The following is a 24,539-nucleotide window of genomic DNA, read 5'->3' as shown; positions in this document are numbered from 1 at the left end:
CTCGGACCGGCGCGTTTTTTCGTTCTAGAGCGGAAAGCCGCCTGCGAACGTCTCGCGCAAATATCCGATGAAAAGCGCGACCGCGCGTGGCACATGCGGCGCATAAGGCCGCACCACGAATAGCTGATCCGCGAACGCGCCGACCGGACGCCACTCCGGCAACAGCACGACGAGCTTTCCCGCTTGCACGGCGGCCTGCGCGGTGAAATCCGGCAAGAGCGCGATGCCGAGATCGTCGAGCGCTGCATCGCGCAGCACTTCGCTGTTGTTCGCCGCGAAAGGACCGCTCACCGCGAGCGTATGAGGCCCGGTCGAAGTCTTGCGCCCGCCTTTCCTTTCGAACGACCAGATGCTCGATGCCTGCGGCCGCGGATAGACGAGGCAATCGTGCGTGACGAGATCGTTGGGCGTCGCCGGCGTGCCGCGCCGCTTCAGATAGGCGCGTGTCGCGACGATCACCGAACGGGTATCGCACAGCTTCCACGCGACGTGCGTATCCGGCACCTGCGCGCTGTGCCGCAGCGCGAGATCGAAGCCTTCGGTCGCGATCGAACTCAACCGGTCCGATGCCTCCAGTTGCACCCGCACATCGGGGTGCGCGTGCAGAAATCCGGCCATGCGCGGCACGAGCTGCTGCCGCGAAAAGGCCATCGGCGCGGTTACGCGTATGAGCCCGCGCGCGACGCCCGCCATCTCCTTGACGCTCATGAAGCTCGATGCGATGCGCTCGTACTGCTCGCGCGTATCGTCGACGAGCCTGCGGCCCGCTTCGGTGAAACGCACGCTGCGCGTCGTGCGCGTGACGAGCGGCACGCCCGCCGCGCGCTCCAGTTCGGCGATGCGCTGGCTCATCGCCGCTTTCGATACGTTCAGCCGCGCGGCGGCGGCCGTGTAGCTGCCTTGTTCCGCAAGCACGGTGAGCCAGTGCAAATGGGTCCACAGACCTTCGATCTTTTGCTCGTCCATCAACCGATTGTTTGCCAGTATAAACAATGAGTTCAATCATAGCGTCTTTGCAAGGGGCGCATCGCTTCCTACACTGTGTCAATTGCCAAACCAGTCCGTGAGAGGAGACAGCATGCAAGCGTTCAACGACACCGCCGACGTCGTTCATTACATTCACGGCGAGCGCACGCATGGCTCGGCCACGCGCACGCAGCCGGTGTTCAATCCCGCGACGGGCGAGCGTCCGCGCAAGCTCGTGCTCGGTGAAGCCGCCGATGTCGATGCAGCCGTCGGGAGCGCGAAAGCCGCGTTCCCGGCCTGGCGCGACACGCCGCCGATCCGCCGCGCGCGCGTCATGCTGAAGTTCCTCGAACTGATGAACAAGCATCGCGACGAACTCGCCGCGATCATCACCGCCGAGCACGGCAAGGTGTTCTCGGATGCGCAGGGTGAAGTGTCGCGCGGCATCGACGTGATCGAATTCGCATGCGGCATTCCGCAACTGCTGAAGGGCGACTACACCGAACAGGTCTCGACGGGCATGGACAACTGGACGACGCGCCAGCCGCTCGGCATCGTCGCGGGCATCACGCCGTTCAACTTTCCGTGCATGGTGCCGTGCTGGATGTTCCCGGTCGCGATCGCGGCGGGCAACGCGTTCATTCTGAAGCCGAGCGAGCGCGATCCGTCGGCGTCGCTGTTCATGGCCGATCTGCTCAAGGAAGCCGGTTTGCCCGATGGCATCTTCAACGTCGTGCAGGGCGACAAGGTCGTCGTCGATGCGCTGCTCGCACATCCGCAAGTGAAGGCGATCAGCTTCGTCGGCTCCACGCCGATCGCGAACTACATCTACGAGACCGGCGCGAAGCACGGCAAGCGCGTGCAGGCGCTCGGCGGCGCGAAGAATCACATGGTCGTGATGCCCGATGCGAACATCGATCAGGCCGTGGATGCGTTGATCGGCGCGGGCTACGGCTCGGCCGGCGAGCGCTGCATGGCGATCTCGGTCGCGGTGCTCGTGGGCGATGTCGCCGACAAGATCGTGCCGCGTCTTGCAGAGCGCGCGCAGCAACTCAAGATCAAGAACGGCATGGAAGACGACGCGGAAATGGGTCCGATCGTCACGCGCCAGGCACTCGAACGCATCGAAGGTTATATCGCGCTGGGCGTGGAAGAAGGCGCGAAACTCGTCGTCGATGGCCGCGGCTTCAAGGTGCCGGGCCACGAAGACGGCTTCTTCACGGGCGGCACGCTGTTCGATCATGTCACGCCGGACATGCGCATCTACAAGGAAGAAATCTTCGGCCCGGTACTCGCGTGCGTGCGCGTGAAGGACTTCAGCGAAGCGGTCGATCTCGTCAACGAGCACGAATTCGGCAACGGCGTCGCGTGCTATACGAGCGATGGTCATATCGCGCGCGAATTCGGCCGTCGCATCGAAGTGGGCATGGTCGGCATCAACGTGCCGATTCCGGTGCCGATGGCGTGGCACGGATTCGGCGGCTGGAAGCGCAGCCTTTTCGGCGACATGCACGCGTATGGCGAAGAAGGCGTGCGCTTCTACACGAAGCAGAAGTCGATCATGCAGCGCTGGCCCGAGAGCACGGAGAAGGGCGCGGAATTTGTGATGCCGACCGCGAAGTAATCGATCGTTACGCGTGCAACTAATCGCCCGCTTTTTCCGTGTGGAAGAAGCGGGCGTTCGTTTTTGTGCCCCGGCGCGCCGAACCGTATGAAACGCCGTCAGTTGACCGTTCATGTGCAAGCGGCGAAGATGCAGCAAAAACGACAGCGACGCGAAGCCAATCGACATGCAGCGGCAATTCGACGACCTTCTTCTCGGCAGCATCGAACTCTTCTGCCTTGCAGCCGAACTCGGCAGCTTCACGCTCGCGGCGACCGCTGCGAGCGTCACGCCGGCGGCCGTGAGCCGCTCGGTCGCGCGACTCGAAAAGCGCCTCGCCGTGCGGCTTTTCGTGCGTACGACGCGCCAGATTCGACTGACCGATGCAGGCCGTCGCTACTTCGAGCAATGTCGCGATGCGCTCAATCGTCTCGCGGAAGCGGAGCGCGAAGCCACCGGCCAGCAGACGACGCCGAAGGGCGTGTTGCGCATCAGCATGCCGACGCCTTACGGGCATTACCGCATGCTGCCGTTGCTTGCGGAGTTCAGAGAGCGTTATCCCGATGTCACGGTCGAAGCGCATCTGAGCAACCGCAACATCGACTTCGCCGATGAAGGTTTCGACCTCGCGATACGCGGACGCGCACCCCGCGATTCCGGTCTGATCGCGCGCAAGCTCGAAGATGCGGAGTTGGTCACGGTGGCGTCGCCGGCTTATCTGAAGCGCGCGGGCGTGCCGAAAACAATCGAAGATCTGCTCGCGCACGAATGCATCCAGTTCGAGATGCCAAGTACCGGACGGCCCGTGCCGTGGCTCTTCATGCAGAACGGCGAACTCGTGGAAATCACGACGCAAGGCGGCTACGGCACGTCCGGCGATGCGCTCGCGGGCATTCCGCTCGCGCGTCACGGCGCGGGTCTGTTCCAGATTTATCGCTTCACCGTCGAGGAAGAATTGCGCGCGGGCACGCTTGTCGAGGTGCTGCGCGATTACGGCGGATGCAGCAGGCCGTTCATCCTGCTGTATCCGCACGGCAGACATTTGTCGTCGCGCGTGCGGGCTTTTGTCGACTTCGTCGTCGAGAAGCTCGGCACGCGTTGAATCAACGTTCAGAGGATGCACATTCATGAGCAAGAACGCATTGACATCGCTACTCGGCATCGACGTGCCGATCATTCAGGCGCCGATGGCCGGCGTCAGCACGCCCGCGCTCGCGGCGGCCGTATCGAATGCGGGCGGGCTCGGCTCGCTCGGCGTCGGCGCGATGAACGCGGAAGGCGCGCGCAAGGTGATTCGCGAGACGCGCGAGCTGACGAGCAAGCCGTTCAACATCAACGTGTTCTGTCATGAGCCGGCCCGCGCCGACGCCGCTATCGAGCAGGCATGGACGAACTGGCTCGCGCCGGTGTTCGCGCAATACGGCGCGACGCCGCCCGCGAAGCTGAGCGAGATTTATACGAGCTTCGTCGTCGATGATGCCATGCTCCGGGTCTTCGTCGAAGAGAAGCCCGCGATCGTGAGTTTTCACTTCGGCTTGCCGTCGAAGGAATACATCGATGCGTTGCGCAACGCGGGCATCAAACTGATTGCGTCCGCAACCAATTTGCGTGAGGCGGAGCAGGTCGTCGCGGCGGGCATGGATGCGATCGTCGCGCAGGGCATCGAAGCGGGCGGACATCGCGGCATCTTCGATCCGCAAGCCGACGACGACAACCTCGGCACGTTGGCGCTGACGCGTCTTCTCGCCAGCAAGTTCGATGTGCCCGTGATCGCGGCGGGCGGCATCATGGACGGCGCGGGCATTGCGGCGGCGCTTGCGCTGGGCGCACAGGCCGCGCAATTGGGCACGGCGTTCGTGCCTTGCACGGAGACGTCGATCGATGCGGGCTACCGTCGCGCGATCTTGACCGATGCGGCCGAACGCACGACGTTCACATCGGCGATTTCGGGGCGCAAGGCGCGCGGCCTCGTCAACAAGTTCACCGAACTCGGGCGCGCCGAAGGAGCGCCTGCCATTCCCGCGTATCCGATTACCTACGATGCAGGCAAGGCATTGCACGCAGCGGCGAAAGCAAAGAGCGAATTCGGCTACGGCGCGCAATGGGCGGGGCAAGCCGCCGCGCTCGCGCGCGAGTTGCCCGCCGCCGAATTGATGGCGCGGCTGCAAGACGAACTGCGGGAAAGCATCGCGGGATTGCAGCGATATGCATCGCGTTGAATGGGCTAGTTGTATTCGGTGACGACGGTCACGAGCGTCGTCGATTCGGCGCGCGCGTTTTCGGATCGCCGTATCAGAAGCGCGCCGCCTGCCGGGCCTACGTGATATGAGCGGCCCAGGGACGGCCCGACGCGCTGTCCCGCGCCGTCGATGAAATGCGAGCTCACCGCAGCGGCACGATCGCCCACTACGACCAACGAAACCTCCGCGCTCGGCGCATTGCGCGGTGGCGCGTAATAGGTGACAACGGCGGAGGAACGTACGCCTTTCACATCAGCGGAATCGTTCTGGAATCCACTGGTTCCGAGCATGGAAGCAGATCTGGCAGCGATGTCAAACGGCGGCGCAACCAATGCACCTCTGAACGTGATCGTGCCGCCCGGAACGAGCGTCGCGAAAGCCGGCACGCAAAGCCCGGCAAGGGAACTCACGACGGCGCAGCGCAGCGCGTGCCGGGCAATAGTCAACCACTTCGCTTTTCTCATCTCGGCCCCTGTAATGAAACTTCTTGTGCTCGGGATTCCTTATCTGCGCGCTGCGGGAACATAATCAGCTTAAGAACATAATAAGACTCATCCTATTTTTGGAGCAAATCTTTTTTGAGATTTGATAGATGCCTGCGAGACGGCATGCAAATAACTCATGTCGATCCTTTTAGGCAACAAAAAACGCGCAATGGGAAATTCCCGATGCGCGTTTCAAGCGTATTAGAGCGAACTGCTCTGGCAAAGCCAGAAGGGTTACGTGAACGAACTCAAGGTATTCGGTACGTCAATGCACTCTTGCACAGTCAGCGTAAGGATGGTCCGTTGTCCGATTTTTTCGCGCAGCACAACAGCGTGTTTGCGTAGGAAATATCGTCGATGGTCAGGGACGCAACGTTCGCCTTCAATTGCAACGAGGAAACGATAACCTCGTATCGAGAACGCATGAGATCGCGGCGAACCGTAAAGTACGAGTCGAGCGCACGCAGAACGTCGACCTGCGTCCGGCTGCCGACCTTGAAGCCCGTTTCGGTTGCGGCCAATGCTTCCTTTGATGTCTGCAATAGCTGTTCGAGTGAGATACTCCGAACGCGCGCCTTTAGATATGCAGCGTAGTTTTCACGCGCATCCTTCTCGGCCGTGAAGGACGCGGATTCGATCGCGTCCTGCGCTTTGTCCTGCTGCGCCAGGCTTTGCTTCAATCGCGCCTGTATCTCTCCGCCGGAGAAGAGCGGCATCATCACTTGGAGCATGGCTGTGGTCGTCGTGGTCGGGCGCGCATAGCCCGACGCTGCGCCAGCCGGCGTGTAGGTGCCGGTAAGCGAGACGACCGGATAGTGCGCCGCACGCGCCTTTTTCGAATCCATCTTCGCGATTTCGAGCTCGAGCTGTTTCGATTGCACATCGTAGCCGCTCGAACTCGCCTGACCGGCCCAGACATCCGGATCTTCCGGCTCGATACGCGGCAGCTTCGTGCCCGCTGCAAGACCCGAAAGCGGCGAGAATGGCTTGCCGCTCATCTGCTGTAGAACGCGACGCTTCACCTCCATGTCCTGACGCGCGTCGGCGTTTTGAATCCGCGCCTGGGCGAGAGCGACATCGATATCGCGCTCGTCTATGACAGTCGCTTCGCCGGCGGCGCGCTTACGGCGCGTTTGCCTGTGCTGTTCATCGATGGCGGCGAGATATTCGCTCGTACGTTCGAGTTCGTCCTCCGCCGCGAGCGCATCGAAATAGGCGCGAACCGCCTTGAGCATCGCCGCTTGCTGCGCGGCCGCGAATTGCACCGCGCCTTGAGCGACGACCAGATCGGCCTGCTGATAGGTCGTCCATTTGGCCCAGTCGAAGAGGGGCTGCGCGGCCTGAAAAGTCCATCCGTTTTGCCAATAGCTCTGACGCGGAAAACCGTCCGTTTTGATTTCGTTATACGCACGGCCCCATCCTCCGCTTATCTGCGGCAGCAAGGCAGCTCGCGCAATGGGAATGGCCTGCTTCGACGCCTCATAGGCGGCGCGTGCCTGCGCGAGATCGGCATCCTGTGAGAGCGACGCATTCACCATATCGAGCAGATCGCTCGCGCATGTCTGATTAGCCAGCGTCATGCAGACCGCAACCAAGACTGCTGAGAATCCCGGCTTCTTCATGCGTCCACCAGCACCGGATCAGATGCTTGCACGACGTGTTCAGGCACGAGCCCGCCATTGGCGAATGCATAGCGCATGTCGAATGCCGATGCCAAAGCCATATCGTGGGTGATGACCACCACCGTTTGCTTCAGACTGCGAAGCAGTTGCGCAATGTGCTTCACGGATGCGGGATCAAGATTCGAAGTAGGCTCATCGAGCATCAGTATCTCGCGTTGTTGATAGAGCGCGCGCGCCAGCAAAAGACGTTGACGCTGCCCCGCAGAGATGTTGGCAATCGTGTCGCTGATGACGGTTCGCGTGCGCATCGGCAGACGCATGACATCGTCGAGAAGGCCCACGTCGGAAAGCAGCCTGTGGATACGGTCGTCGTCGGGATTCGCCGCAAACAAGGTGATATTGTCGGCAATCGAGCCGTGAAGGATGATGTCGCCCTGGCGCATATGAGCCATGTGGCGCCGAATTTCATCGACGGCAAGATTCGGCCACGCGATTCCGTTGAGTTCGATATGCCCTTCCCGCAGCGGCTCGGCCGCCGATAAGAGCTTGAATATCGTGGACTTGCCGCTCCCCGAAGGACCGGTGATGACGATCTTGTCGCCTTTGCGAATCGAAAGATCGAGATCGGCCAGCACGGGTTTATCGGATACGCCGTAGCTGAACGTCACGTTACGCATTTCGATACTCGAGAAATCGCGTATCTCCGTCGCCCGTTCGCTCGCGCTCAATGGCGTGTAAGTTTCAGTCTGTGCTTCGACGATATCGTCGACCCGCGCGACCGGCACGCTCAACATGAAGTACTGAAACATCGCGTTGATGGCGTTGGCAAAACGCTCCGACATCAACGACTTGTAGATCAGGAACGAATAGAACACGCCGACCGAAACGACGCCGCCGAGCATGAGCCGTGCCGCCATGTATGTAATAACCACCGTGTCCGCGTAGTTGACGAGTTTGAGCAGGCTGTCGCGCGTGCAGTTCAATCGGCTCTTCGCGAGCGCTGCCACGGCATACGCCTTGAAGATCGTCATGTAGATCGACGTGCGTCGAGTCTCGCCCTGTGCAAGCTTGAGCAGCGACGCCGCGCGGATGGTCTCGATAAGCGCGTCATCGCAACGGGCCGACGTTTCCGTGACCAGCGCGTGATTGTCGCGCATCGCGGGATACATGCTCAACGCCAGCGCCACGTACGCGGCGAATACCACGAGTGCAATGAGCGTCAGTTGCCGGCTTTGGATCAGCATGAGTATGAGCGCGAGCGTTCCTACCGCCACGTCGATGCACAACGAGACGATGGAGCGCGTCGCGTAGCCGGTGATCTCGTCCTGCGCCTTCACGCGCGCGAATACATCGCCGACGTGCCGCTTCTCGAACCATGGCATCGGATTGCGCAGAAGATGCCCGATGAGTCCTTCCGTCGAGTTGATTTGGACCAGATTGAAGATCAATTCGGTGAGGTACTTCTGCACGTATTCGCTCAACGCGCCAAAAACGAAAATGCTTGCGAAGGTATCTGGGGATAACGTGCCTTCTCGAATCCTGCGATCCCAGGCCAAATGCTGGAAACGGATATTAAGGGTTCCAAATGAAAATAGAAAGTCTGGAAATCCTAAATAATTATCCGTTAATAAATGCCTTAAAGCAGTAGTTAGAAATAATTCTAAAGCCGCATTTAGAACTATTTCTAACTTGGTATTTGAAACTGATTTTGGCCCGGCCGCTGGGCGCTTGCGCAGACTAAATCGAATCAGGCGGAGGATTTAGATTATTTCCTAACGCAGTTCCCGAGATTCCGAACTCGATGGCAATCTTTGGCTTATCGGGTGGTCCGCAACGCCATGCCGCCCTCGGTCAGGCTTCTGAGTTCGTCGAGCAGACGCGCGGCTGGACGCGGCAGTATCCCGTCGCGGCGCTGAAACGCTGTCAATGTTCTGGCGGCGCGAACGCCCGGAATAGGCAGAGTCCCCATGATCCCTGCCTTGCTTTCGGAGTCGTACATCGGTTCCGGCATCCAGCTCAGAAACGAGCATTCGGCTACCAGACTTTTAAGCACGGTCACCGAGCGCGTCCGGACGGCAATATCCGGCATGTCGAGGTTGCGAGAGAGAAACGTCTCTCGCATGTGTTCATAAGGGGCTGTACCTTTGGGCGGGATGGCCCACCGCGCGGTCAATGTGTCGGCGAGAGCGAGCTTGGGTTTCTTGCGCAATGGATGGCTGAAAGCTGCTACGACGAAGCTGTTGTCCTCCCATCGGCAGTCAGGTACGGCCACGATCTCGTCGCTGTCATTAGTGGCCGTGCTTAGAGCGAGGTCGATCTCGTAATTGATGAGCCCCTCGGCAAGGCGGTCCCACACGCCTTCGATGATTTCGACGTGCAAGTTGCCCCATTTCCCCAAGACACGATCGACCGCCAAAGGAAGGAAGTGGGCAGCGAGACTGCCAACCGCTCCCACCTTGATCGTTCCTTTGGCGAGTCCGCGCATCGCGTCGATCTCTTCTCGCGCATTTTCTGCCTCGCGCAATAGAAGCTGAGCATGCGGCAGCAAGGCAGCGCCAATATCCGTCAACTGCATGCCTTTGACGTGCCGCTCAAAGAGCGGCGCGCCCACATCTTCCTCCAGGCGCTTGATGGTTCGACTGAGTGCTGGCTGAGTCACATTGAGCGACGCTGCGGCCCTTCCGAGGCTGCCGGACGACACGATGGTCGTAAAAGCATGCAATTGATGGAGGTTGTAGCTCATGAGTTCGTTGGGGTGTTCCCTAGGGACACTGGCCTACGGCATTGGCCATCAACTCGAATTGGGCTTGGAAAAGAGCATCAAAAACAGCTACTTACTTCAACATATGACATTTCGCAAAAGCTCCGAGCCTTTACCTGAAGGTAAAGGGTTTCGCGAAAAAAAGCAATATTCAAGCATGTCTCGGAAACCCATACTCGTTTCACCGAAGAGCAGAAACGCTCTTGAACCAAAGAGGAATCGCAATGACAGGCAGCGACAAACAAGGCGAAGGAAGCAGTCCGTCGACACACGCCACCGTCAGGGATGTCGTCATTAAGCTCGTGCGCGAACTGGGGATGACGTCGATCTTTGCTAACCCTGGATCGACGGAGCTTCCAATGTTTCGGGACTTCCCTGCCGACTTCCGATACGTCCTGGGCTTACAAGAAGCGGCAGTCGTCGGGATGGCCGATGGCTATGCGCAAGCAACTGGAAACGCAGCGTTAGTGAACCTTCATTCTGCGGCCGGCGTCGGCAACGCGATGGGCAATATCTTCACGGCATTCAAGAATCAGACGCCGCTCGTTATCACGGCGGGTCAACAAGCCCGTTCGATCTTGCCGTTCGACCCGTTCCTTTCCGCCGCACAGGCAGTCGAGTTGCCCAAGCCATACGTGAAGTGGGCGATCGAACCCGCGCGTGCGCAAGACGTGCCGCGCGCGCTGGAGCGCGCGTATCACATCGCAATGCAGGATCCGCGTGGGCCTGTCTTCGTTTCAATTCCCGTGGATGACTGGGACCAGCCTGCGGAGTTTCATGAGCGCGCGACTGTCAGCAACTCGGTTCGTCCCGACCCGGAGGCATTGGCGAAACTCGGCGCAGCGTTGGACGCATCGAGAACGCCGGCTCTCGTGGTAGGTGCGGGAGTCGACCGGGCGGGCGCATGGAAGGAAGTCGTTCAACTGGCCGAGAGACATAACGCACGCGTCTTTGTCGCGCCGATGAGCGCGCGTTGTTCGTTCCCCGAGGACCATCGACTTTTCGCGGGATTTCTTCCCGCGATGCGTGAAAAGATCGTCTCGCTGCTCGATGGGCATGACGTCGTTTGCGTCCTTGGCGCGCCTGCCTTTTCGTATCACGTCGAAGGTACAGGCCCGCACGTGCCGGCGGGCGCGGCGCTTTATCAACTCATCGACGACCCCAACGTCGCGGCGTGGACGCCCGGAGGGGCTGCGGTGGTCGGCAACGTCCGCCTCGGCTTGCTTGACTTGCTTGCGCGTGCGGCGCCAGACACGCGTCCTTTGCCTGACCCTCGGCCAAGAGCACCTCGTGCCGAGCCGTCGCCCGTGATGTCGGTCGCCTTCGCGCTGCAAACCCTCGCGGAGGTTCGCGATCCGAACGACGTTGTCGTTGAAGAGGCACCGAGTTCTCGCCCGGTCATGCAACGGTATCTGCCGTTCACAAAGAGCAATACGTTTTTCACGATGGCTAGCGGCGGCTTGGGCTACGGCATGCCTGCAGCGGTCGGCGTCGCGCTCGCTCTTCCCGATCGCAAAGTGATTGGATTGATCGGAGATGGCTCGAGCATGTACTCGATCCAGGCGATCTATAGCGCGGTGCAGATGCGTCTGCCGATCACGTTCGTCATTCTGAACAACCAGCGCTATGCCGCGCTTCAAGAGTTTGCGCCGGTGTTTGGATTCGCTTCCGACGACGCTGTTCAGGGCACTGATCTTCCCGGCTTGGATTTCGTGTCGCTTGCCCAGGGCATGGGTTGTAAAGGTCTCCGTGTCACGAACGCCGCGGAGCTCGCGGACAACTTGAAGGAAGCCCTCGAGGCGGGCGCGCCGCGTCTTGTCGAGGTCGTGATTGCCTGAAGGGCCTACAGGAAAAGAGAAACATAAGGCGGAGACTATGAAGACGATTTCGATGCTTATCAACGGAGCGCATGTCGGCGCGAGCAATGGCGCGACATTCCAACGTTCTAACCCCTTGGATCAGGACGTCGCAAGCGTGGCCCCTGCGTGTACGCTGGACGACGTTCGTGATGCAGTGGATTCAGCTGCCGTCGCGTTTGCTCATTGGTCTCAGCAGGGCCCGACCCAGCGTCGTTCCTATCTCCTTAGCGCGGCGCAAGCGCTCGAAGCGAAGGCGGAGGCGTTTGCTTCCGCGATGGCGGCCGAAACGGGCGCTTCGCGCATCTGGGCCGACTTCAATGTGCGATTGGCCGCTGACGGCCTGCGGGAGGCAGCGTCACTGACCACGCAAATTTCAGGCGAAGTCATTCCGTCCGACGTCCCCGGCAGCGTGGCGATGGCGGTTCGGCAACCCGCAGGCGTATGCCTCGGGATTGCGCCGTGGAATGCGCCTGTCATCCTTGGCGTCCGTGCGGTTGCGCTTCCACTCGCGTGCGGTAACACGGTGGTACTGAAGGGCTCGGAAATCTGCCCGGCAACGCACGCACTCATCGCGGAAGCCTTCATGGATGCTGGATTGCCCGCAGGCGTCGTCAACTTCGTCACGAACGCGCCTGCCGATGCAGGTCCGGTTGTCGAAGCGCTGATTTCGCATCCGGCTATCCGACGTGTCAATTTCACGGGCTCGACAAAGGTCGGGAAAATCATCGCGGAAAGCTGCGCACGGCATCTCAAACCGTCTGTTCTCGAACTGGGCGGAAAGGCCCCGCTGATCGTGCTCGACGACGCCGACATAGCGGCAGCGGTCGATGCTGCCGCTTTCGGCGCCTTCGCGAATTCAGGACAAATCTGCATGTCCACCGAGCGCATCATCGTCGATCGCGCGATCGCCGACGAGTTTGTTCTTCAGCTCGGTGAAAAGGTTAAGACGCTGCCGCTCGGCGACCCTCGAAAGGGGCCGGTCGTGTTGGGGTCAGTTGTCGATATGGCGACGGTACAACGATGCAACGCCTTGATCGATGACGCCTTGCACAAAGGCGCGACGATGGTCTGCGGGGGAAAAGCAGAGAACACGCTTATGCCTGCAACGCTCGTCGATAACGTTGGACCGAACATGCGGATCTACAACGAAGAGACGTTTGGCCCTGTCAAGGCAATCGTGCGCGTCGACGGCGAAGAAGAAGCGATCCGATGCGCTAACGATAACGAATACGGTCTCGCTGCGGCCGTGTTCAGTCGCGATGTCGCGCGCGCGATGCGGGTGGCGAGCCGCATCCAATCCGGGATTTGCCACGTCAACGGGCCAACCGTCCACGACGAAGCGCAGATGCCCTTTGGAGGCGTCAAAGGTAGTGGCTTTGGCCACTTCGGCGGACAGGCAGGCATTGCCGCTTTTACCGACTTGCGCTGGGTCACTGTGCAAACGTCGCCGCGACACTATCCGTTCTGAGTTACGTCCCTGTCACCCTCGTCAACTCGTTCGACAACTCAGGTAAGACCGCAGCCGCGGTCGACATGTCAACTATGGAAATCGCCGTACTCGGTGCAGGAGCGATGGGGTCGTTGTTCGGCGGCCGCCTGGCGGAAGCCGGTCACTCAGTCACGCTGATCGACATCAATCAACCGCATCTGGACGCTATCGGTGCGAAGGGCCTCCGCTTGGAGATGGATGACGATACTCGCGCAATCACGAACATCAACGCGATACGACCCGAAGCTACGGATAAACCGCCTGACTTGCTGTTGCTCTTCACGAAGTCGATGCACACGCGCGCGGCCTTGTCCGGCATCGAGCATCTGCTCGGCGAGACAACCGCCGTGCTCACGCTGCAAAACGGACTCGGGAACGTCGAAGCGATTCGAGACTTCGTGCCGCTCTCCAACGTGCTTGTTGGCGTTACCACGTGGCCGGCGGACCTTGTCGGTCCTGGCTCGGTGAGCAGTCACGGCGAAGGGAAAATTCGCATGATGAGCGCCGACGGTGAACGCACTTCCCAAGTCAATGCCGTCGCCGAGGCTCTGAATTCCGCCGGATTGAATTGTCAGATCGACGACAACGTCTGGGCAGCTATCTGGGAAAAGGTGGCGTTCAACGCTGCGCTCAACAGCATCTGTGCGGTCACTGGAACGACGGTGGACCAGCTTGGACTGCTGGAGGACAGCAAGAGCCTGGCACTGACCGTGGCCGCCGAGGTCATCGCAGTGGCGAACGCCAGCGGCGTTTCCGCGGATCTGAGCGTGTGCTCGACAAACATCGTTCATGCGATCGAACAGCACAAGGGGCACAAGCCGTCGATGCTGCAAGACGTTCTGGCCCGGCGAAAGACAGAGATCGAAGGCATCAACGGCGCAGTCGTTGAAGTGGCCCGCAGCATCAACGTGTCCGTTCCGCACACGGAGACATTGGCAAAGCTCGTCAGGCTTATCGACGCGCGAAACGCATCAGCCGTTGCGAAGTAGGTAGCCGCGGGCACGTCAACCGAGAACAACAAACGTCCGCGATCATGCATCAAAAGACGCGCCGATCAACCCGGCGCAGCGTACCCAGGAGACATCGCCATGAAGATATGTTTTGCCATGCTCCCGCGCGACGTCGCGGACCTTGTTGCAATCGACAGACCATCGAATGTGTGCGCGGAGGTCGAGCAATGAATCCGCAGACCTTCAGCGCTTCGAAGACTGCTGACATTGGCAGTCTTCTCGACGACGGCCCCTTTACGCTCATTCAGAAGTTCGTCGTTTGCCTGGCCGCACTGTCGATCATCATGGACGGCTTCGATGGCCAGCTCATCGGTTACGCCATTCCCACCATCATCAAAGAATGGGGCATAACGCGCAATGCGTTCGCGCCGGCCGTGGCGGCGGGTCTGGTTGGCATGGGCGTCGGGAGCGCGTGCGCTGGCTTGTTCGCCGACAGGTTTGGCCGGCGCTGGGCGCTCATCGGTAGCGTCGTGGTGTTCGGCGCGGCAACCTGCGCCATCGGGCTTGCGCAAGACATACCGATGATCGCCGCGCTTCGCTTTATCGCGGGCCTGGGCATCGGCGGAGCGCTTCCCAGTGCCACGACGATGACCGCAGAGTTCACCCCGGCACGTCGCCGCACGCTCGCCGTCACGTCTACCATCGTTTGCGTGCCGCTCGGGGGCATGCTTGCCGGGTTCTTCGCCGGTGCCGTCTTGCCGACCTTCGGTTGGCGTGGCTTGTTCTTCATCGGTGGCACGATCCCCTTGGCCCTTGGCATTCTGCTGTTTTTCGTGTTCCCGGAGTCTCCCCGCTTTCTCGCTCGCAAGGAACAGCGCTGGACCGAGTTGCGTGCGCTCCTTGCGAGAATGTCGCGGCCGATTAGTGCGCAGACGACTTTCGTCGACGCCGCCGAGCAAAGGCTCGAACAACGCGACGGCTTCGGGTCGCTCTTCGAGCCGGCTCAGCGACGTAACACGATTGCTATCTGGAGTGCGTTTTTCATGTGCCTGCTCGCGGTCTACGCCGCCTTTAGCTGGCTGCCGACCATGCTCGCATCCGAAGGGCTTCCCGTGGCACTTGCCGGTTCGGGCCTGACCGCATATAACCTCGGCGGCGTCTTCGGGGCACTCATCTGCGCCTTGGCCATCACGCGCTTTGGTTCGCGTTGGCCGCTCCTGGTGTGCTGCGCCGGAGGATGTGCGAGCGCCTTTTCCCTGCGAGGCGTTGATGTGGCAAGTCACACGAGCCTCTTGGTTATCGGTCTGGGCGTCCACGGTCTCTTCGTCAATGCAGTTCAGTCGACGATGTACGCCTTGTGTGCGTATGTCTATCCGACTCGCGTGAGAGCAACCGGCCTCGCTTCGGCGCTCGCGTTTGGACGACTCGGTGCGATCCTCAGCGCATTCGCTGGCGCCGTCGTCATCACCGTGGGCGGAGCGTCCCTTTATCTCGCGATGCTCGGGGTCGCCATGCTGTTGGTACTGATCTCGCTGTCGCAGGTCAGAAACCATATTCCGGCGCTTCGTCAGAAGCGGCTGGTCACGCAAGTCGTCACTGAGTAGCGCGAGGTCGGCGACTGGCATGAGCGGCGCATTCTCGCTCCGTCTGCCAGTCGCAACTGCGGTTGGTCTTCCTCTGTCGTCGCTCGACGGCCCGTGACACACGCCAAGAAATTGCTTTCTTCCCCACGTTTCCAGTTCGGTCAAGCAAGACACAATCATGGCAAGAGCGTTTCCCCATATCTTCTCCGTCGGTGACTATCGTTCCGCGGCTCGGCGTCGGTTGCCGAGGATGGTATTCGACTATCTCGAAGGCGGGGCCGACGACGAGTCCGGCCTGACGCACAATCGTGCCGCCTTTGACAAGTGGGAATTGCGTCCCCGGCGTCTTGTCGATGTGAGCGAGCGTGTGCAGTCTACCGACCTTCTGGGGAGACAAATTTCGTCGCCGCTCGTGATCGCGCCGACAGGTCTGAATAGTGCGTTCTGGCCCGACGGAGATCTTGCGCTTGCACGCGCTGCAAGCAAGGCTGGAATCCCGTTCGCACTCTCTACCGCGTCGAACATGTCGATCGAGGAGGTATCAAGGGGAGCGGACGGAGACTTGTGGTTCCAGTTATACGTAGTACACCGGAATGTGGCGAAGAGCTTGGTCACGAGAGCGCGAGAGGCTCGTTATTCGACGTTGATCCTGACCACGGACGTCGCGGTAAATGGATTCCGGCAGCGCGATCTGCGAAACGGGTTTGCTATGCCATTCAAAGTCACTCCACGAGGCGCTCTCGATGGCATTTCGCATCCCCGCTGGCTGTGGTCCTACCTGACGAATGGTATGCCGCAGTTGAAGAACTTCGCGACGGATGACGCCTCTGATACCGCCTCCCAGGCTGCGGTGCTGCGGCGGGAAATGGACGCGAGCTTTAGCTGGGACGACCTCCGTCGCTTGCGCGACGACTGGCCCGGAAAGCTGCTCGTCAAGGGCGTCGTGACGGCTGAAGATGCCGCGCGATGCGTGGAAATCGGCGCCGACGGTGTCATAGTCTCGAATCATGGCGGACGACAGCTCGCGGATCTTCCTGCGCCGATCGACGCATTGCCGGGCATCTCCGATGCGACGCCGACCACCGATCTCATTCTGGACAGTGGTATCCGAAGAGGGGCCGATGTGGTGAAGGCGGTCGCATTGGGCGCGACGGCCGTGATGCTTGGGCGCGCCACTTTGTACGGGCTCTCCGCGAAAGGCGAGGCCGGTGTGTCCGATGTCATCGCGATGATCAAAGAGGAAATCGACCGGACCCTCGCCCTCATCGGGTCCAGTTCGATAATGGAAGTCAATCGGAGTTGTGTCGCTCGGCGGCCTTTGTAGCGGAGGGGGGCAGCCATCGGTTCACCCTTTTCTTGACGGTATAAGGATGACTAATGACAGATCCGTTCTGATCGGCACACAAATGCGAATCCAACGCCGAGACAAGCGCCGACATTAAGCACATAGAGAAAAAATCCAACGGTGCATGCTGGCAAATGATGCATTTAACGCGTGAAAAAAGCTTGCATTCTCCGCGCAGAAAACTATCTTGAGTTCATAAAACGATTCTTCGCCTGGCACCGGAGGAGACCCATGCCAGCTACACGTATGATGATTGCGCGCCGCGCCGGGGTGAGCGTGGCAACGGTCGATCGTGTGCTGCGCGAAGACCAGGGCGTGCGCCCCGAAACGGCCGAACGTGTACATCTCGCGTTGGCCACGCTGCGCGACGAACGCGCAAGCCGCGGCAGGCCTGCGAAAACCACATCGTTCCGGGTCGCCTTCGTCTTACCGCAAATCAATTCCCGCTTTCTCGATCAAGTCGAACGCGATATCGCGCTGTCCGCCAGCTTCTTTCGCGAGCATCGTCTTGTCTCGTCGTTTTACCGTTGCGACCTGTCCAGCCAGCGCGACGCGACCTCACTCGCACAGCAATTGATCGACTACGACGCGCTCGTGCTCGTGCCGCTCGATTACCCATGGGTCGAGCGGATGATTCAGGACATGATGGATGCCAACGTGCCCGTCGTTACGGTCTTTTCAGATTTGCCGTCGAGTGCGCGCGCCACGTACGTGGGTGTCGATAACCGCATGGCCGGACGAACGGCGGGTCTGCTGATGGGCCGCTTCGTCGGTTCGCGCATCGGCACGGTCGCCGTGCTGTCGGCGTCGTCGCGTCTGCACGATCAGCTCGAGCGTCGGACGGGTTTTTCCCAGGTGCTCGAAGAGGACTTTCGCAACCTGCGCTGGCTCACGGAGCCCGATTTCGCCGAAGACGACGACAGCGCCGGACTCGCCGTGCAAGGACTGACGGCGGGACATCCGGATCTGGTCGGCGTGTATGTGACGTGCGGCGGCATTTCCGGCATCGCGTCGACGCTGCAGGAATCGGGCGACAAGGCGCGCGTCGTACTGATCGGCCACGAGTGCACGGCCGATACGCGGGCGCTGCTGTCGGAGCGGGCGATCGACGTGATCCTCGATCAGGACGTGCGCGGCATCGTGCATTGGGCCGGTCTCGCCGCTCTCAACTTCCTGAACGACGTGCGCGGCGTGCCTTCCATCCCGACGCCCGAAACCCGTATCTATCTTCGTGAGAATGCGCATGCCTGAAGCTCGCGACACGCGGACAGTTCGCTTCGGTCCGCCAGAGCTCATATGCAGCGTCCGGCGCATGGGCGCTGTCTGTCATCAGTTTGAGACCCGACAGAGACAAGGAGAAGACACATGTTACGTCTTACGTCATCAAGGGTATTAGCGGCGCTCGTCGCGTCGCTGGGACTGAGCTTCGGATCGGCGGCGCATGCGCAGGGCAAGCAGTTGACGCTATGTTGGGCCGCATGGGACCCCGCCAATGCGCTCGTCGAATTATCGAAAGACTTCACGGCGAAAACCGGCATTGCAATGAAGTTCGAGTTCGTGCCGTGGACGAGTTATGCGGACCGCTTCCTCAACGAACTGAATTCGCATGGAAAGCTGTGCGATCTCATCATCGGAGATAGTCAGTGGATTGGCGGTGCCGCGGTCAATGGACACTACGTCAAGCTCAATGATTTCTTCGACAAGAACAAAATCTCGATGGACGACTTCGTGCCGGCGACCGTCGTCGGCTACGCAGAGTGGCCGAAGAACACGCCGAATTACTGGGCGCTGCCCGCGATGGCGGACGCCGTGGGCTGGACCTACCGCAAAGACTGGTTTGCGCGGCCCGAACTGCGCGCGGAGTTCAAGCAAAAGTACAAGCGCGAACTCGAGCCGCCCACGACAATGGACGAACTCAAGCAGACAGCCGAGTTCTTTCAGGGACGAAAGATCGACGGCAAAACCGTGTATGGCGTGTATATCTTCACGGAGCGCGGCTCGGAAGGGATCACAATGGGCGTGACCAACATGCTCTATAACTTCGGCTTCGAATACCAGGACCCGAAGAAGCCGTATCACCTGGAGGGCTTCGTGAATTCGCCAGGCGCGATAAAGGGACTCGAATTCTATAAGGCGCTTTACAAGTGCTGCACGGCGCCCGGCATGACGAACGCCTACATGCAGGAAGGGCTCGATGCGTTCAAGTCGGGGCAGGTCGCGATGCAGATGAACTGGTTCGCCTTCTTCCCCGGCCTGTACAAGGATCCGAATGTCGGCGGCGACAAGATCGGCTTCTTCGTCAATCCGAAGGAAACGAAACAGTTCACGCAGCTTGGCGGTCAAGGCATATCCGTCGTGTCGTACTCGGATCACAAGGCCGACGCGCTCGAATACATCAAGTGGTTCGCACAAGCCGATGTGCAGAAGAAGTGGTGGCAACTCGGCGGCTACTCCGCGGCGAAGTCGGTGGTGGACGCGCCGGACTTTCCGAAGAGCGCGCCATTTGCGCCTGCATTCCTGAAGTCGATGTCGATAGTGAAAGACTTCTGGGCCGAGCCTACTTATGCCGAGTTGTTGCTCGACATGCAAAAGCGCGTGCACGACTATGTGGTTGCGGATAAGGGCACGGCGAAAGAAGCGCTCGATCTGCTCGTCAAGGACTGGAACAAAGTATTCAAGGCGGAAGGGAAGAACTAGCGTTACCGCACATGAACGCGCGGGCCGGCGAGCCGATCGATCTCGCCGGTCCGCGACAACAAGGAGTCAGGCATGTTGGCAAACAAGCCTTTTCCTCCGGAAGGGTTGCAGACCAAAGCGCAGACGCGCGCGGCCGCGCGCTTGCGCGGACTGTCTGACCGAACCATCGCGTGGCTGTTCATTCTTCCGACTATCGTGCTGCTGCTCGCCATCAACATCTTTCCGTTGATCTGGGCATTGCGGCTCTCATTCACGAACTTCAAGTCGAATATGCCGAGCGTGCCCGCGCGCAATGTCGGCATCGACAATTACACGGACATACTCACCGACGAAGACATCTGGTACGCGATGCAGGTGACGGCGCGCTTCGTTTTCTGGTCGGTCGGACTCGAAGTGCTGCTCGGCTTCGGGCTCGCACTGCTGATCAACCGGCAGTTTCGCGGCCATAGTTTCTGGACCACGCTGATTCTGCTGCCGATGATGCTTTCGCCCGCTGTCGTCGGCAACTTTTGGACCTTTTTGCTGCAACCGCAGACGGGTCTTTTCAACGACATCGTCGGCTTTTTCACGGGCATTCCGCCGAACTCGTTCCAGATGATCGGCGATGTGCCGCTCGCACCGTGGACGATCGTCATGGTCGATGCATGGATGTGGACGCCCTACGTGATGCTGATCTGCCTGGCGGGATTGCGTTCGATTCCGGACTACATCTATGAAGCGGCCGAAGTCGATCGCGCTTCGCCATGGCGTCAGTTCTGGTCGATCACACTGCCGATGACGCTGCCGTTCCTGATGCTCGCGATCCTTTTTCGCGGGATCGAGAACTTCAAGATGTTCGACATGGTGAATCTGCTGACATCGGGCGGGCCGGGCTCCGTAACGGAAACCGTGTCGATCACGCTCAAGCGCGCAGCCTTCGAGAAGTGGAGGACGGGTTATTCGTCCGCGCTCGCGATCATTCTGTTCGTTGTCGTGTTCGGTGCGGCGAACATCTATGTGAAGGCGCTCAACCGGGTGAAACAGCGATGACAGACCTCGCCCTTCAACAGTCGGTGGTGGCTGCATCGCCGCGCAGCAAGACGTTTGCCGCAGTCGTCGTGATCGCGTATGCGCTCATCGCGACGCTGCCGATCGTCTGGATCATCATGACGAGCTTCAAGACGCAGGAGGATGCGATCGCGTATCCGCCCGTCGTCGTGTTTCATCCGTCGATGGAAGGTTACGTGAATCTTTTCACGATCCGCTCGCGGCAGACGCCGGAGTTCATCGCGAGTTTGCCGCCCGCAGAGACCTGGTACGACCGCGATGTCCGAAAGCGCAACATGGTGATTGCAGGGCCGTCGAAGGTCCTGCCGCGCTTCGTCAATTCGCTCGTGATCGGGTTCGGCTCGACCTTTCTTGCGGTGTTTCTCGGCACGTTGGCCGCCTATGCGTTTTCGCGCTTCAAGGTGCCGCTCGCCGACGATCTGCTGTTCTTCATACTGTCCACGCGAATGATGCCGCCCATCGCGGTGGCGATTCCCATCTATCTCATGTATCGCACGCTCGGCCTCGCCGACAGCTACCTCGGCATGATCGTGCTCTATACGGCCGTGAACGTGTCGCTGGCGGTGTGGCTGCTCAAAGGATTCATCGACGAAATCCCTCGCGAATATGAGGAAGCGGCGCTTGTCGACGGATACACGCGGTTGCAGGCCTTCGTGAAGGTCGTGCTGCCGCAGGCGATCACCGGCATTGCTGCGACGGCGATCTTCTGTCTGATCTTTGCGTGGAACGAGTACGCGTTCGCATTGCTGCTGACGAGCGGCGACGCGCAGACGATGCCGCCGTTCATTCCGTTCATCATCGGCGAGGGCGGGCAGGACTGGCCAGCGGTCGCGGCCGCGACGACGCTGTTCGTGCTGCCCATCCTGATCTTCACCGTTGTGCTGCGCAAGCATCTGTTGCGCGGGATCACCTTCGGAGCGGTACGCAAATGAAAGCCCAGCCCGTCATGCCGCGCCGCCGTCTGTTCCGCAGGCGCTACGGCGAGGGCGCATCGACCGTGCTGATCGGCCTCGGCATTGCGATGCTCGTCCAGCCGTTCACGGTCGATCTCTATACCTGGTCGTTCCCTGTGATTCTGGCGGGTGCGCTGGCATTCGTCGTGACGAGTCACTTCCCGGAGTGAGCCATGTCGACGATCGTTCTATCCAACCTTCATAAGCGCTTCGGTGACTTCACTGCCGTACACGATACGAATCTCACCGTGAGCAACGGCCGCTTCGTGGTGCTGCTCGGACCCTCCGGTTGCGGCAAGACGACGACGTTGCGCATGATCGCCGGGCTCGAACTGCCGACTTCGGGCCAGATTCTGATCGACGGCGAAGATGTCACGGGGCTGCGTGCGCGTCAGCGCGATATTGCATTCGTGTTCCAGATGTTCGCGCTGTATCCGCATATGACGGTACGTAACAACATCGCTTTTCCGCTGAAGAACGAGGGTATTGCGCGCCGCGAGATTGCCGCGCGCGTCGATGCGGCCGCGCATATGCTTCGCATCGAAAGCCTGCTCGACCGAAAGACGGGCGGGCTGTCGGGCGGCGATCGGCAACGCGTCGCCCTGGGCCGCGCGATCGTCCGGCACCCGAAGGCTTTTCTGATGGACGAGCCGCTCGGCACGCTCGATGCGGATTTCCGCGAACTGATGTGCCTCGAGTTGCGCAAGCTGCATAACGCGCTCAACGCGACGACGGTCTACGTGACGCACGACCAGCGCGAAGCGATGGCGATGGCCGACGACATCGTCGTGATGAGCGGCGGCGAGGTGCTGCAATCGGCGTCGCCGCATGAGGTCTATCACTTTCCAGCGACCGTGTTTGTCGGCAGCTTCATCGGCAGCCCGCCGATGAATTTCCTGGCGGTGGATGGCGGCGTCGAAGCGGGCGCGGAATCGGTCTCGCTATCCGGCGTCGCCGTGTCCGTGCCGCGCACGGCTACGTCCGCGGCGAAAGCGCTGCTCGGCGTGCGGCCAGAGCATGTCGTGATCGACGAGCGCGGTGCGTTGCGTGGACGCGTGATCGCGGATGAATATCTCGGCTCGCATCAGATTCTCGTCGTCGAAACGGCACTGGGTGTGATGCGCGTGCGGGTCGGCAAGGACGAAGGACTGGTGGCGGGGTCGCAGGTCGGGATGTCGTTCGCCAAGGAGCGCACGCTCCTCTACGACGCATCGAGCGGCAAGCTGCTGCCCGGCGCCGCGCGGCAGATGGCCGTCAACGGAAGCGGCAACGGAGGCGCTTATGTCTGAAATTCGCTTGCATGGCGTGACGAAGCGATTCGGCGATATCGTCGCGGTGGATGATGTGTCGCTCGACGTGAAGGAGGGCGAGTTCGTCGTGTTGCTCGGTCCGAGCGGCGCGGGCAAGACCACTACGTTGCGGCTCATCGCAGGTCTCGAGCGGCCCGACGATGGCGAGATATTCATCGACGGCGCCGCCGCGACGGACATGCATCCGGCGGACCGCGACGTCGCCTTCATCTTTCAGCAGTATTCGCTGTATCCGCATCTGACGGTGTTCGGCAACCTGGCGTTTCCGCTGCGCTCCCCGCGGCGGCGCGTGAGCGAGGCGGAAGTCACCGCGCGCGTGCAGTCGGTCGCGCAGATGTTGCATATCGAGTCGAAGCTCGGCAATCTGGCGACGCGTCTGTCGGGCGGCGAGATGCAGCGCGTGGCCATCGGACGCGCGCTCGTGCGTCAGCCCAAGGTGTTTCTGATGGACGAGCCGCTGTCGTCGCTCGACGCTAAGTTGCGCGAGGAACTGCGGATAGAACTGAAGCGGCTGCATCGCACGATCGGCGCCACGATCATCTACGTGACGCACGATCAGGTCGAAGCGACCACGCTCGCGGACCGCATCGGCATTCTCGAACACGGGCGCATCGTGCAGGTGGGCGCGCCGCGCGACGTATATGGCAATCCGGCTTCGCTAGGCGCCGCGCAACGTCTCGGCTCACCGCCCATCAACTTGCTGCCGCCCGTGTTGTTCGATCCTGCCACGATGCCCGCAGGCACCTCGACGGTCGCGATCCGTCCTGAAGACATCGTGCTGCACGCGCACGATACGCGCGACGTGCTCAATCTTCGCGTGCTCGAATATTCTCCGCTGCGGCATCTGCTGATCATGGAGCGCGACGGCACCGCCATCGTCGCGACAACCATGACCGAGCGCAATTTCACGCCGGGGCAGACAGTCGGCGTGTCGCTACCTCTGCGCAGTCTTCTCTATTTCCGCTCCGACGGCAGGAGGATTCCGGCATGAACGGGAAAACGGTCATGGCGTGCATTGAAGCCGCGCACGCGACGCTCAAGGAACATACGGACGAGATCGCCGCGCTCGATCAGCAGATTGGCGACGGCGATCATATCTTCAACCTGTTGCGGGGCATGGATGCGCTGTTTGCGATGCGCGCCGCTATCGAGGCCGAGGCGTTTGCGCCCGCGCTGGACCAGGCCGCCTCCAAATTGCTGTCGACGGTGGGCGGTTCGTCGGGGCCGCTGTTCTTTTCGTTGCTGCATGGCATGGCGAAGGCGGCGCAGAACGCGGATACCCTGAATGTGGCGGACGCGGCGCGGATCTTCGCCGCGGGCGTCGATGCCGTTGCCCAGCGCGGCAAGGCCGGCACCGGCAGCAAGACGATGATGGACGTGCTTATCCCTGTCGCGTCGCGCTTCATGGAACTGGCCGAGCGCAGTGCGCCGCGCGAAGCCGTGCTCGATGCGCTGCCGCGGACGGCTGAAGAAGGCATGCTCGCGACGCGCGACATGCTCGCGACCAAGGGGCGCGCGTCGTTTCTCGGCGAGCGCGCGCGCGGGCACATCGATCCCGGCGCACGGTCGAGCCAGTTGATGATCGGTGCGGTATGCGCGCGGCTCGCGCAATACAGAGAGTGAAAGGAG

At 60.8% G+C, this 24,539-nt stretch carries 21 protein-coding genes and 1 pseudogene; 17 read left to right on the top strand and 5 right to left on the bottom strand.

All coding sequences use genetic code 11. The features are described 5' to 3' along the window. Positions 1-24: 24 nt before the first annotated feature. Entirely contained in the window at positions 25-966 is a 942-nt protein-coding gene (locus tag NCS67_RS23520; protein WP_175982612.1) for a LysR family transcriptional regulator, read from the bottom strand. A gap of 112 nt (positions 967-1,078) precedes the next feature. On the opposite strand from NCS67_RS23520, the gene NCS67_RS23515 reads away from it, so the two are divergent. The 3 genes from NCS67_RS23515 to NCS67_RS23505 all read left to right on the top strand — a co-directional run bounded on the left by NCS67_RS23515 (position 1,079) and on the right by NCS67_RS23505 (position 4,788). Then, a complete protein-coding gene (locus tag NCS67_RS23515) occupies positions 1,079-2,590 on the top strand; it encodes a CoA-acylating methylmalonate-semialdehyde dehydrogenase (protein ID WP_250436861.1) in 1,512 nt (503 codons plus the stop codon). Positions 2,591-2,756: 166 nt separating this feature from the next. Beyond that, positions 2,757-3,671: a LysR family transcriptional regulator gene (locus NCS67_RS23510; protein WP_008348964.1), complete on the top strand. Its 915-nt coding sequence runs from the start codon at positions 2,757-2,759 to the stop codon at positions 3,669-3,671. Between the two features lie 25 nt (positions 3,672-3,696). Then, positions 3,697-4,788: an NAD(P)H-dependent flavin oxidoreductase gene (locus NCS67_RS23505; protein ID WP_250436860.1), complete on the top strand. Its 1,092-nt coding sequence runs from the start codon at positions 3,697-3,699 to the stop codon at positions 4,786-4,788. 5 nt (positions 4,789-4,793) lie between these two features. Here the strand turns inward: NCS67_RS23505 and NCS67_RS23500 are convergent, their stop codons facing one another. Next, a complete protein-coding gene (locus tag NCS67_RS23500) occupies positions 4,794-4,985 on the bottom strand; it encodes a hypothetical protein (RefSeq protein ID WP_175982610.1) in 192 nt (63 codons plus the stop codon). 112 nt (positions 4,986-5,097) lie between these two features. Here NCS67_RS23500 and NCS67_RS23495 point away from each other — a divergent pair, with 112 nt between their 5' ends. After that, positions 5,098-5,337 carry a hypothetical protein gene (locus NCS67_RS23495; protein WP_250436859.1) on the top strand — a complete coding sequence of 80 codons (240 nt, stop codon included), beginning with the start codon at positions 5,098-5,100 and terminating at the stop codon, positions 5,335-5,337. 241 nt (positions 5,338-5,578) lie between these two features. On the opposite strand, the gene NCS67_RS23490 is transcribed toward NCS67_RS23495, so the two are convergent. The 3 genes and pseudogenes from NCS67_RS23490 to NCS67_RS23480 all read right to left on the bottom strand — a co-directional run bounded on the left by NCS67_RS23490 (position 5,579) and on the right by NCS67_RS23480 (position 9,659). Beyond that, positions 5,579-6,874, bottom strand: coding sequence for a TolC family outer membrane protein (locus tag NCS67_RS23490; protein ID WP_250436858.1), 1,296 nt, complete (start codon positions 6,872-6,874; stop codon positions 5,579-5,581). 38 nt (positions 6,875-6,912) lie between these two features. After that, positions 6,913-8,427: pseudogene (locus NCS67_RS23485) on the bottom strand (ATP-binding cassette domain-containing protein); the annotation flags it as partial. A gap of 305 nt (positions 8,428-8,732) precedes the next feature. After that, positions 8,733-9,659 carry a LysR family transcriptional regulator gene (locus tag NCS67_RS23480; protein WP_250436857.1) on the bottom strand — a complete coding sequence of 309 codons (927 nt, stop codon included), beginning with the start codon at positions 9,657-9,659 and terminating at the stop codon, positions 8,733-8,735. Positions 9,660-9,901: 242 nt separating this feature from the next. Between NCS67_RS23480 and mdlC the strand changes: the two genes are divergently transcribed. The 13 genes from mdlC to dhaL all read left to right on the top strand — a co-directional run bounded on the left by mdlC (position 9,902) and on the right by dhaL (position 24,533). After that, a complete protein-coding gene (gene mdlC / locus NCS67_RS23475) occupies positions 9,902-11,515 on the top strand; it encodes a benzoylformate decarboxylase (protein ID WP_250436856.1) in 1,614 nt (537 codons plus the stop codon). Between the two features lie 37 nt (positions 11,516-11,552). Next, positions 11,553-13,004 carry an aldehyde dehydrogenase gene (locus NCS67_RS23470; protein WP_175982602.1) on the top strand — a complete coding sequence of 484 codons (1,452 nt, stop codon included), beginning with the start codon at positions 11,553-11,555 and terminating at the stop codon, positions 13,002-13,004. A gap of 74 nt (positions 13,005-13,078) precedes the next feature. Further along, the gene (locus NCS67_RS23465) at positions 13,079-14,014 is read left to right on the top strand and encodes a ketopantoate reductase family protein (RefSeq protein ID WP_284502584.1); all 936 of its coding nucleotides are present in this window, start codon (positions 13,079-13,081) and stop codon (positions 14,012-14,014) included. Positions 14,015-14,202: 188 nt separating this feature from the next. Beyond that, positions 14,203-15,579: an MFS transporter gene (locus NCS67_RS23460; RefSeq protein WP_250436854.1), complete on the top strand. Its 1,377-nt coding sequence runs from the start codon at positions 14,203-14,205 to the stop codon at positions 15,577-15,579. Between the two features lie 157 nt (positions 15,580-15,736). Then, positions 15,737-16,882, top strand: coding sequence for an alpha-hydroxy-acid oxidizing protein (locus NCS67_RS23455; RefSeq protein ID WP_250436853.1), 1,146 nt, complete (start codon positions 15,737-15,739; stop codon positions 16,880-16,882). A 252-nt stretch (positions 16,883-17,134) separates the two neighbouring features. Further along, the gene (locus tag NCS67_RS23450) at positions 17,135-18,154 is read left to right on the top strand and encodes a LacI family DNA-binding transcriptional regulator (protein WP_250436851.1); all 1,020 of its coding nucleotides are present in this window, start codon (positions 17,135-17,137) and stop codon (positions 18,152-18,154) included. 114 nt (positions 18,155-18,268) lie between these two features. Continuing rightward, a complete protein-coding gene (locus tag NCS67_RS23445; protein ID WP_175982597.1) occupies positions 18,269-19,600 on the top strand; it encodes an ABC transporter substrate-binding protein in 1,332 nt (443 codons plus the stop codon). 72 nt (positions 19,601-19,672) lie between these two features. After that, on the top strand, positions 19,673-20,629 hold the full coding sequence (locus NCS67_RS23440) for a carbohydrate ABC transporter permease (protein ID WP_008348939.1): 957 nt from the start codon (positions 19,673-19,675) through the stop codon (positions 20,627-20,629). Then, on the top strand, positions 20,626-21,579 hold the full coding sequence (locus tag NCS67_RS23435; RefSeq protein ID WP_008348938.1) for a carbohydrate ABC transporter permease: 954 nt from the start codon (positions 20,626-20,628) through the stop codon (positions 21,577-21,579). Before NCS67_RS23440 ends, NCS67_RS23435 begins: the two co-directional genes overlap by 4 nt. Next, positions 21,576-21,770, top strand: coding sequence for a hypothetical protein (locus NCS67_RS23430; RefSeq protein ID WP_008348936.1), 195 nt, complete (start codon positions 21,576-21,578; stop codon positions 21,768-21,770). Before NCS67_RS23435 ends, NCS67_RS23430 begins: the two co-directional genes overlap by 4 nt. A 3-nt stretch (positions 21,771-21,773) precedes the next feature. Then, positions 21,774-22,889, top strand: a complete 1,116-nt coding sequence (locus NCS67_RS23425) for an ABC transporter ATP-binding protein (RefSeq protein WP_034472427.1) — start codon at positions 21,774-21,776, stop codon at positions 22,887-22,889. Further along, on the top strand, positions 22,882-23,901 hold the full coding sequence (locus tag NCS67_RS23420) for an ABC transporter ATP-binding protein (protein ID WP_250436849.1): 1,020 nt from the start codon (positions 22,882-22,884) through the stop codon (positions 23,899-23,901). The genes NCS67_RS23425 and NCS67_RS23420 overlap by 8 nt, the downstream gene beginning before the upstream one ends. Continuing rightward, the gene (dhaL, locus tag NCS67_RS23415) at positions 23,898-24,533 is read left to right on the top strand and encodes a dihydroxyacetone kinase subunit DhaL (RefSeq protein WP_250436848.1); all 636 of its coding nucleotides are present in this window, start codon (positions 23,898-23,900) and stop codon (positions 24,531-24,533) included. Before NCS67_RS23420 ends, dhaL begins: the two co-directional genes overlap by 4 nt. Positions 24,534-24,539: the final 6 nt, after the last annotated feature.

This window comes from Caballeronia sp. ATUFL_F2_KS9A, from assembly GCF_023630765.1.
Taxonomy (GTDB): domain Bacteria; phylum Pseudomonadota; class Gammaproteobacteria; order Burkholderiales; family Burkholderiaceae; genus Caballeronia; species Caballeronia zhejiangensis.
The sequence above is the reverse complement of the archived record's forward strand: the minus strand, read 5'-3'. Positions and strand labels throughout refer to the sequence as shown.

Bases quoted from the DNA above. Each gene is read 5' to 3' on its own strand.
- NCS67_RS23420 (WP_250436849.1), top strand. From the start codon at position 22,882: ATGTCTGAAATTCGCTTGCATGGCGTGACGAAGCGATTCGGCGATATC.
- NCS67_RS23490 (WP_250436858.1), bottom strand. From the start codon at position 6,874: ATGACGCTGGCTAATCAGACATGCGCGAGCGATCTGCTCGATATGGTG.
- mdlC (WP_250436856.1), top strand. From the start codon at position 9,902: ATGACAGGCAGCGACAAACAAGGCGAAGGAAGCAGTCCGTCGACACAC.
- NCS67_RS23470 (WP_175982602.1), top strand. From the start codon at position 11,553: ATGAAGACGATTTCGATGCTTATCAACGGAGCGCATGTCGGCGCGAGC.
- NCS67_RS23465 (WP_284502584.1), top strand. From the start codon at position 13,079: ATGGAAATCGCCGTACTCGGTGCAGGAGCGATGGGGTCGTTGTTCGGC.
- NCS67_RS23455 (WP_250436853.1), top strand. From the start codon at position 15,737: ATGGCAAGAGCGTTTCCCCATATCTTCTCCGTCGGTGACTATCGTTCC.
- dhaL (WP_250436848.1), top strand. From the start codon at position 23,898: ATGAACGGGAAAACGGTCATGGCGTGCATTGAAGCCGCGCACGCGACG.
- NCS67_RS23450 (WP_250436851.1), top strand. From the start codon at position 17,135: ATGCCAGCTACACGTATGATGATTGCGCGCCGCGCCGGGGTGAGCGTG.
- NCS67_RS23520 (WP_175982612.1), bottom strand. From the start codon at position 966: ATGGACGAGCAAAAGATCGAAGGTCTGTGGACCCATTTGCACTGGCTC.
- NCS67_RS23495 (WP_250436859.1), top strand. From the start codon at position 5,098: ATGGAAGCAGATCTGGCAGCGATGTCAAACGGCGGCGCAACCAATGCA.
- NCS67_RS23480 (WP_250436857.1), bottom strand. From the start codon at position 9,659: ATGAGCTACAACCTCCATCAATTGCATGCTTTTACGACCATCGTGTCG.
- NCS67_RS23515 (WP_250436861.1), top strand. From the start codon at position 1,079: ATGCAAGCGTTCAACGACACCGCCGACGTCGTTCATTACATTCACGGC.
- NCS67_RS23445 (WP_175982597.1), top strand. From the start codon at position 18,269: ATGTTACGTCTTACGTCATCAAGGGTATTAGCGGCGCTCGTCGCGTCG.
- NCS67_RS23505 (WP_250436860.1), top strand. From the start codon at position 3,697: ATGAGCAAGAACGCATTGACATCGCTACTCGGCATCGACGTGCCGATC.
- NCS67_RS23510 (WP_008348964.1), top strand. From the start codon at position 2,757: ATGCAGCGGCAATTCGACGACCTTCTTCTCGGCAGCATCGAACTCTTC.
- NCS67_RS23435 (WP_008348938.1), top strand. From the start codon at position 20,626: ATGACAGACCTCGCCCTTCAACAGTCGGTGGTGGCTGCATCGCCGCGC.
- NCS67_RS23425 (WP_034472427.1), top strand. From the start codon at position 21,774: ATGTCGACGATCGTTCTATCCAACCTTCATAAGCGCTTCGGTGACTTC.
- NCS67_RS23430 (WP_008348936.1), top strand. From the start codon at position 21,576: ATGAAAGCCCAGCCCGTCATGCCGCGCCGCCGTCTGTTCCGCAGGCGC.
- NCS67_RS23440 (WP_008348939.1), top strand. From the start codon at position 19,673: ATGTTGGCAAACAAGCCTTTTCCTCCGGAAGGGTTGCAGACCAAAGCG.
- NCS67_RS23460 (WP_250436854.1), top strand. From the start codon at position 14,203: ATGAATCCGCAGACCTTCAGCGCTTCGAAGACTGCTGACATTGGCAGT.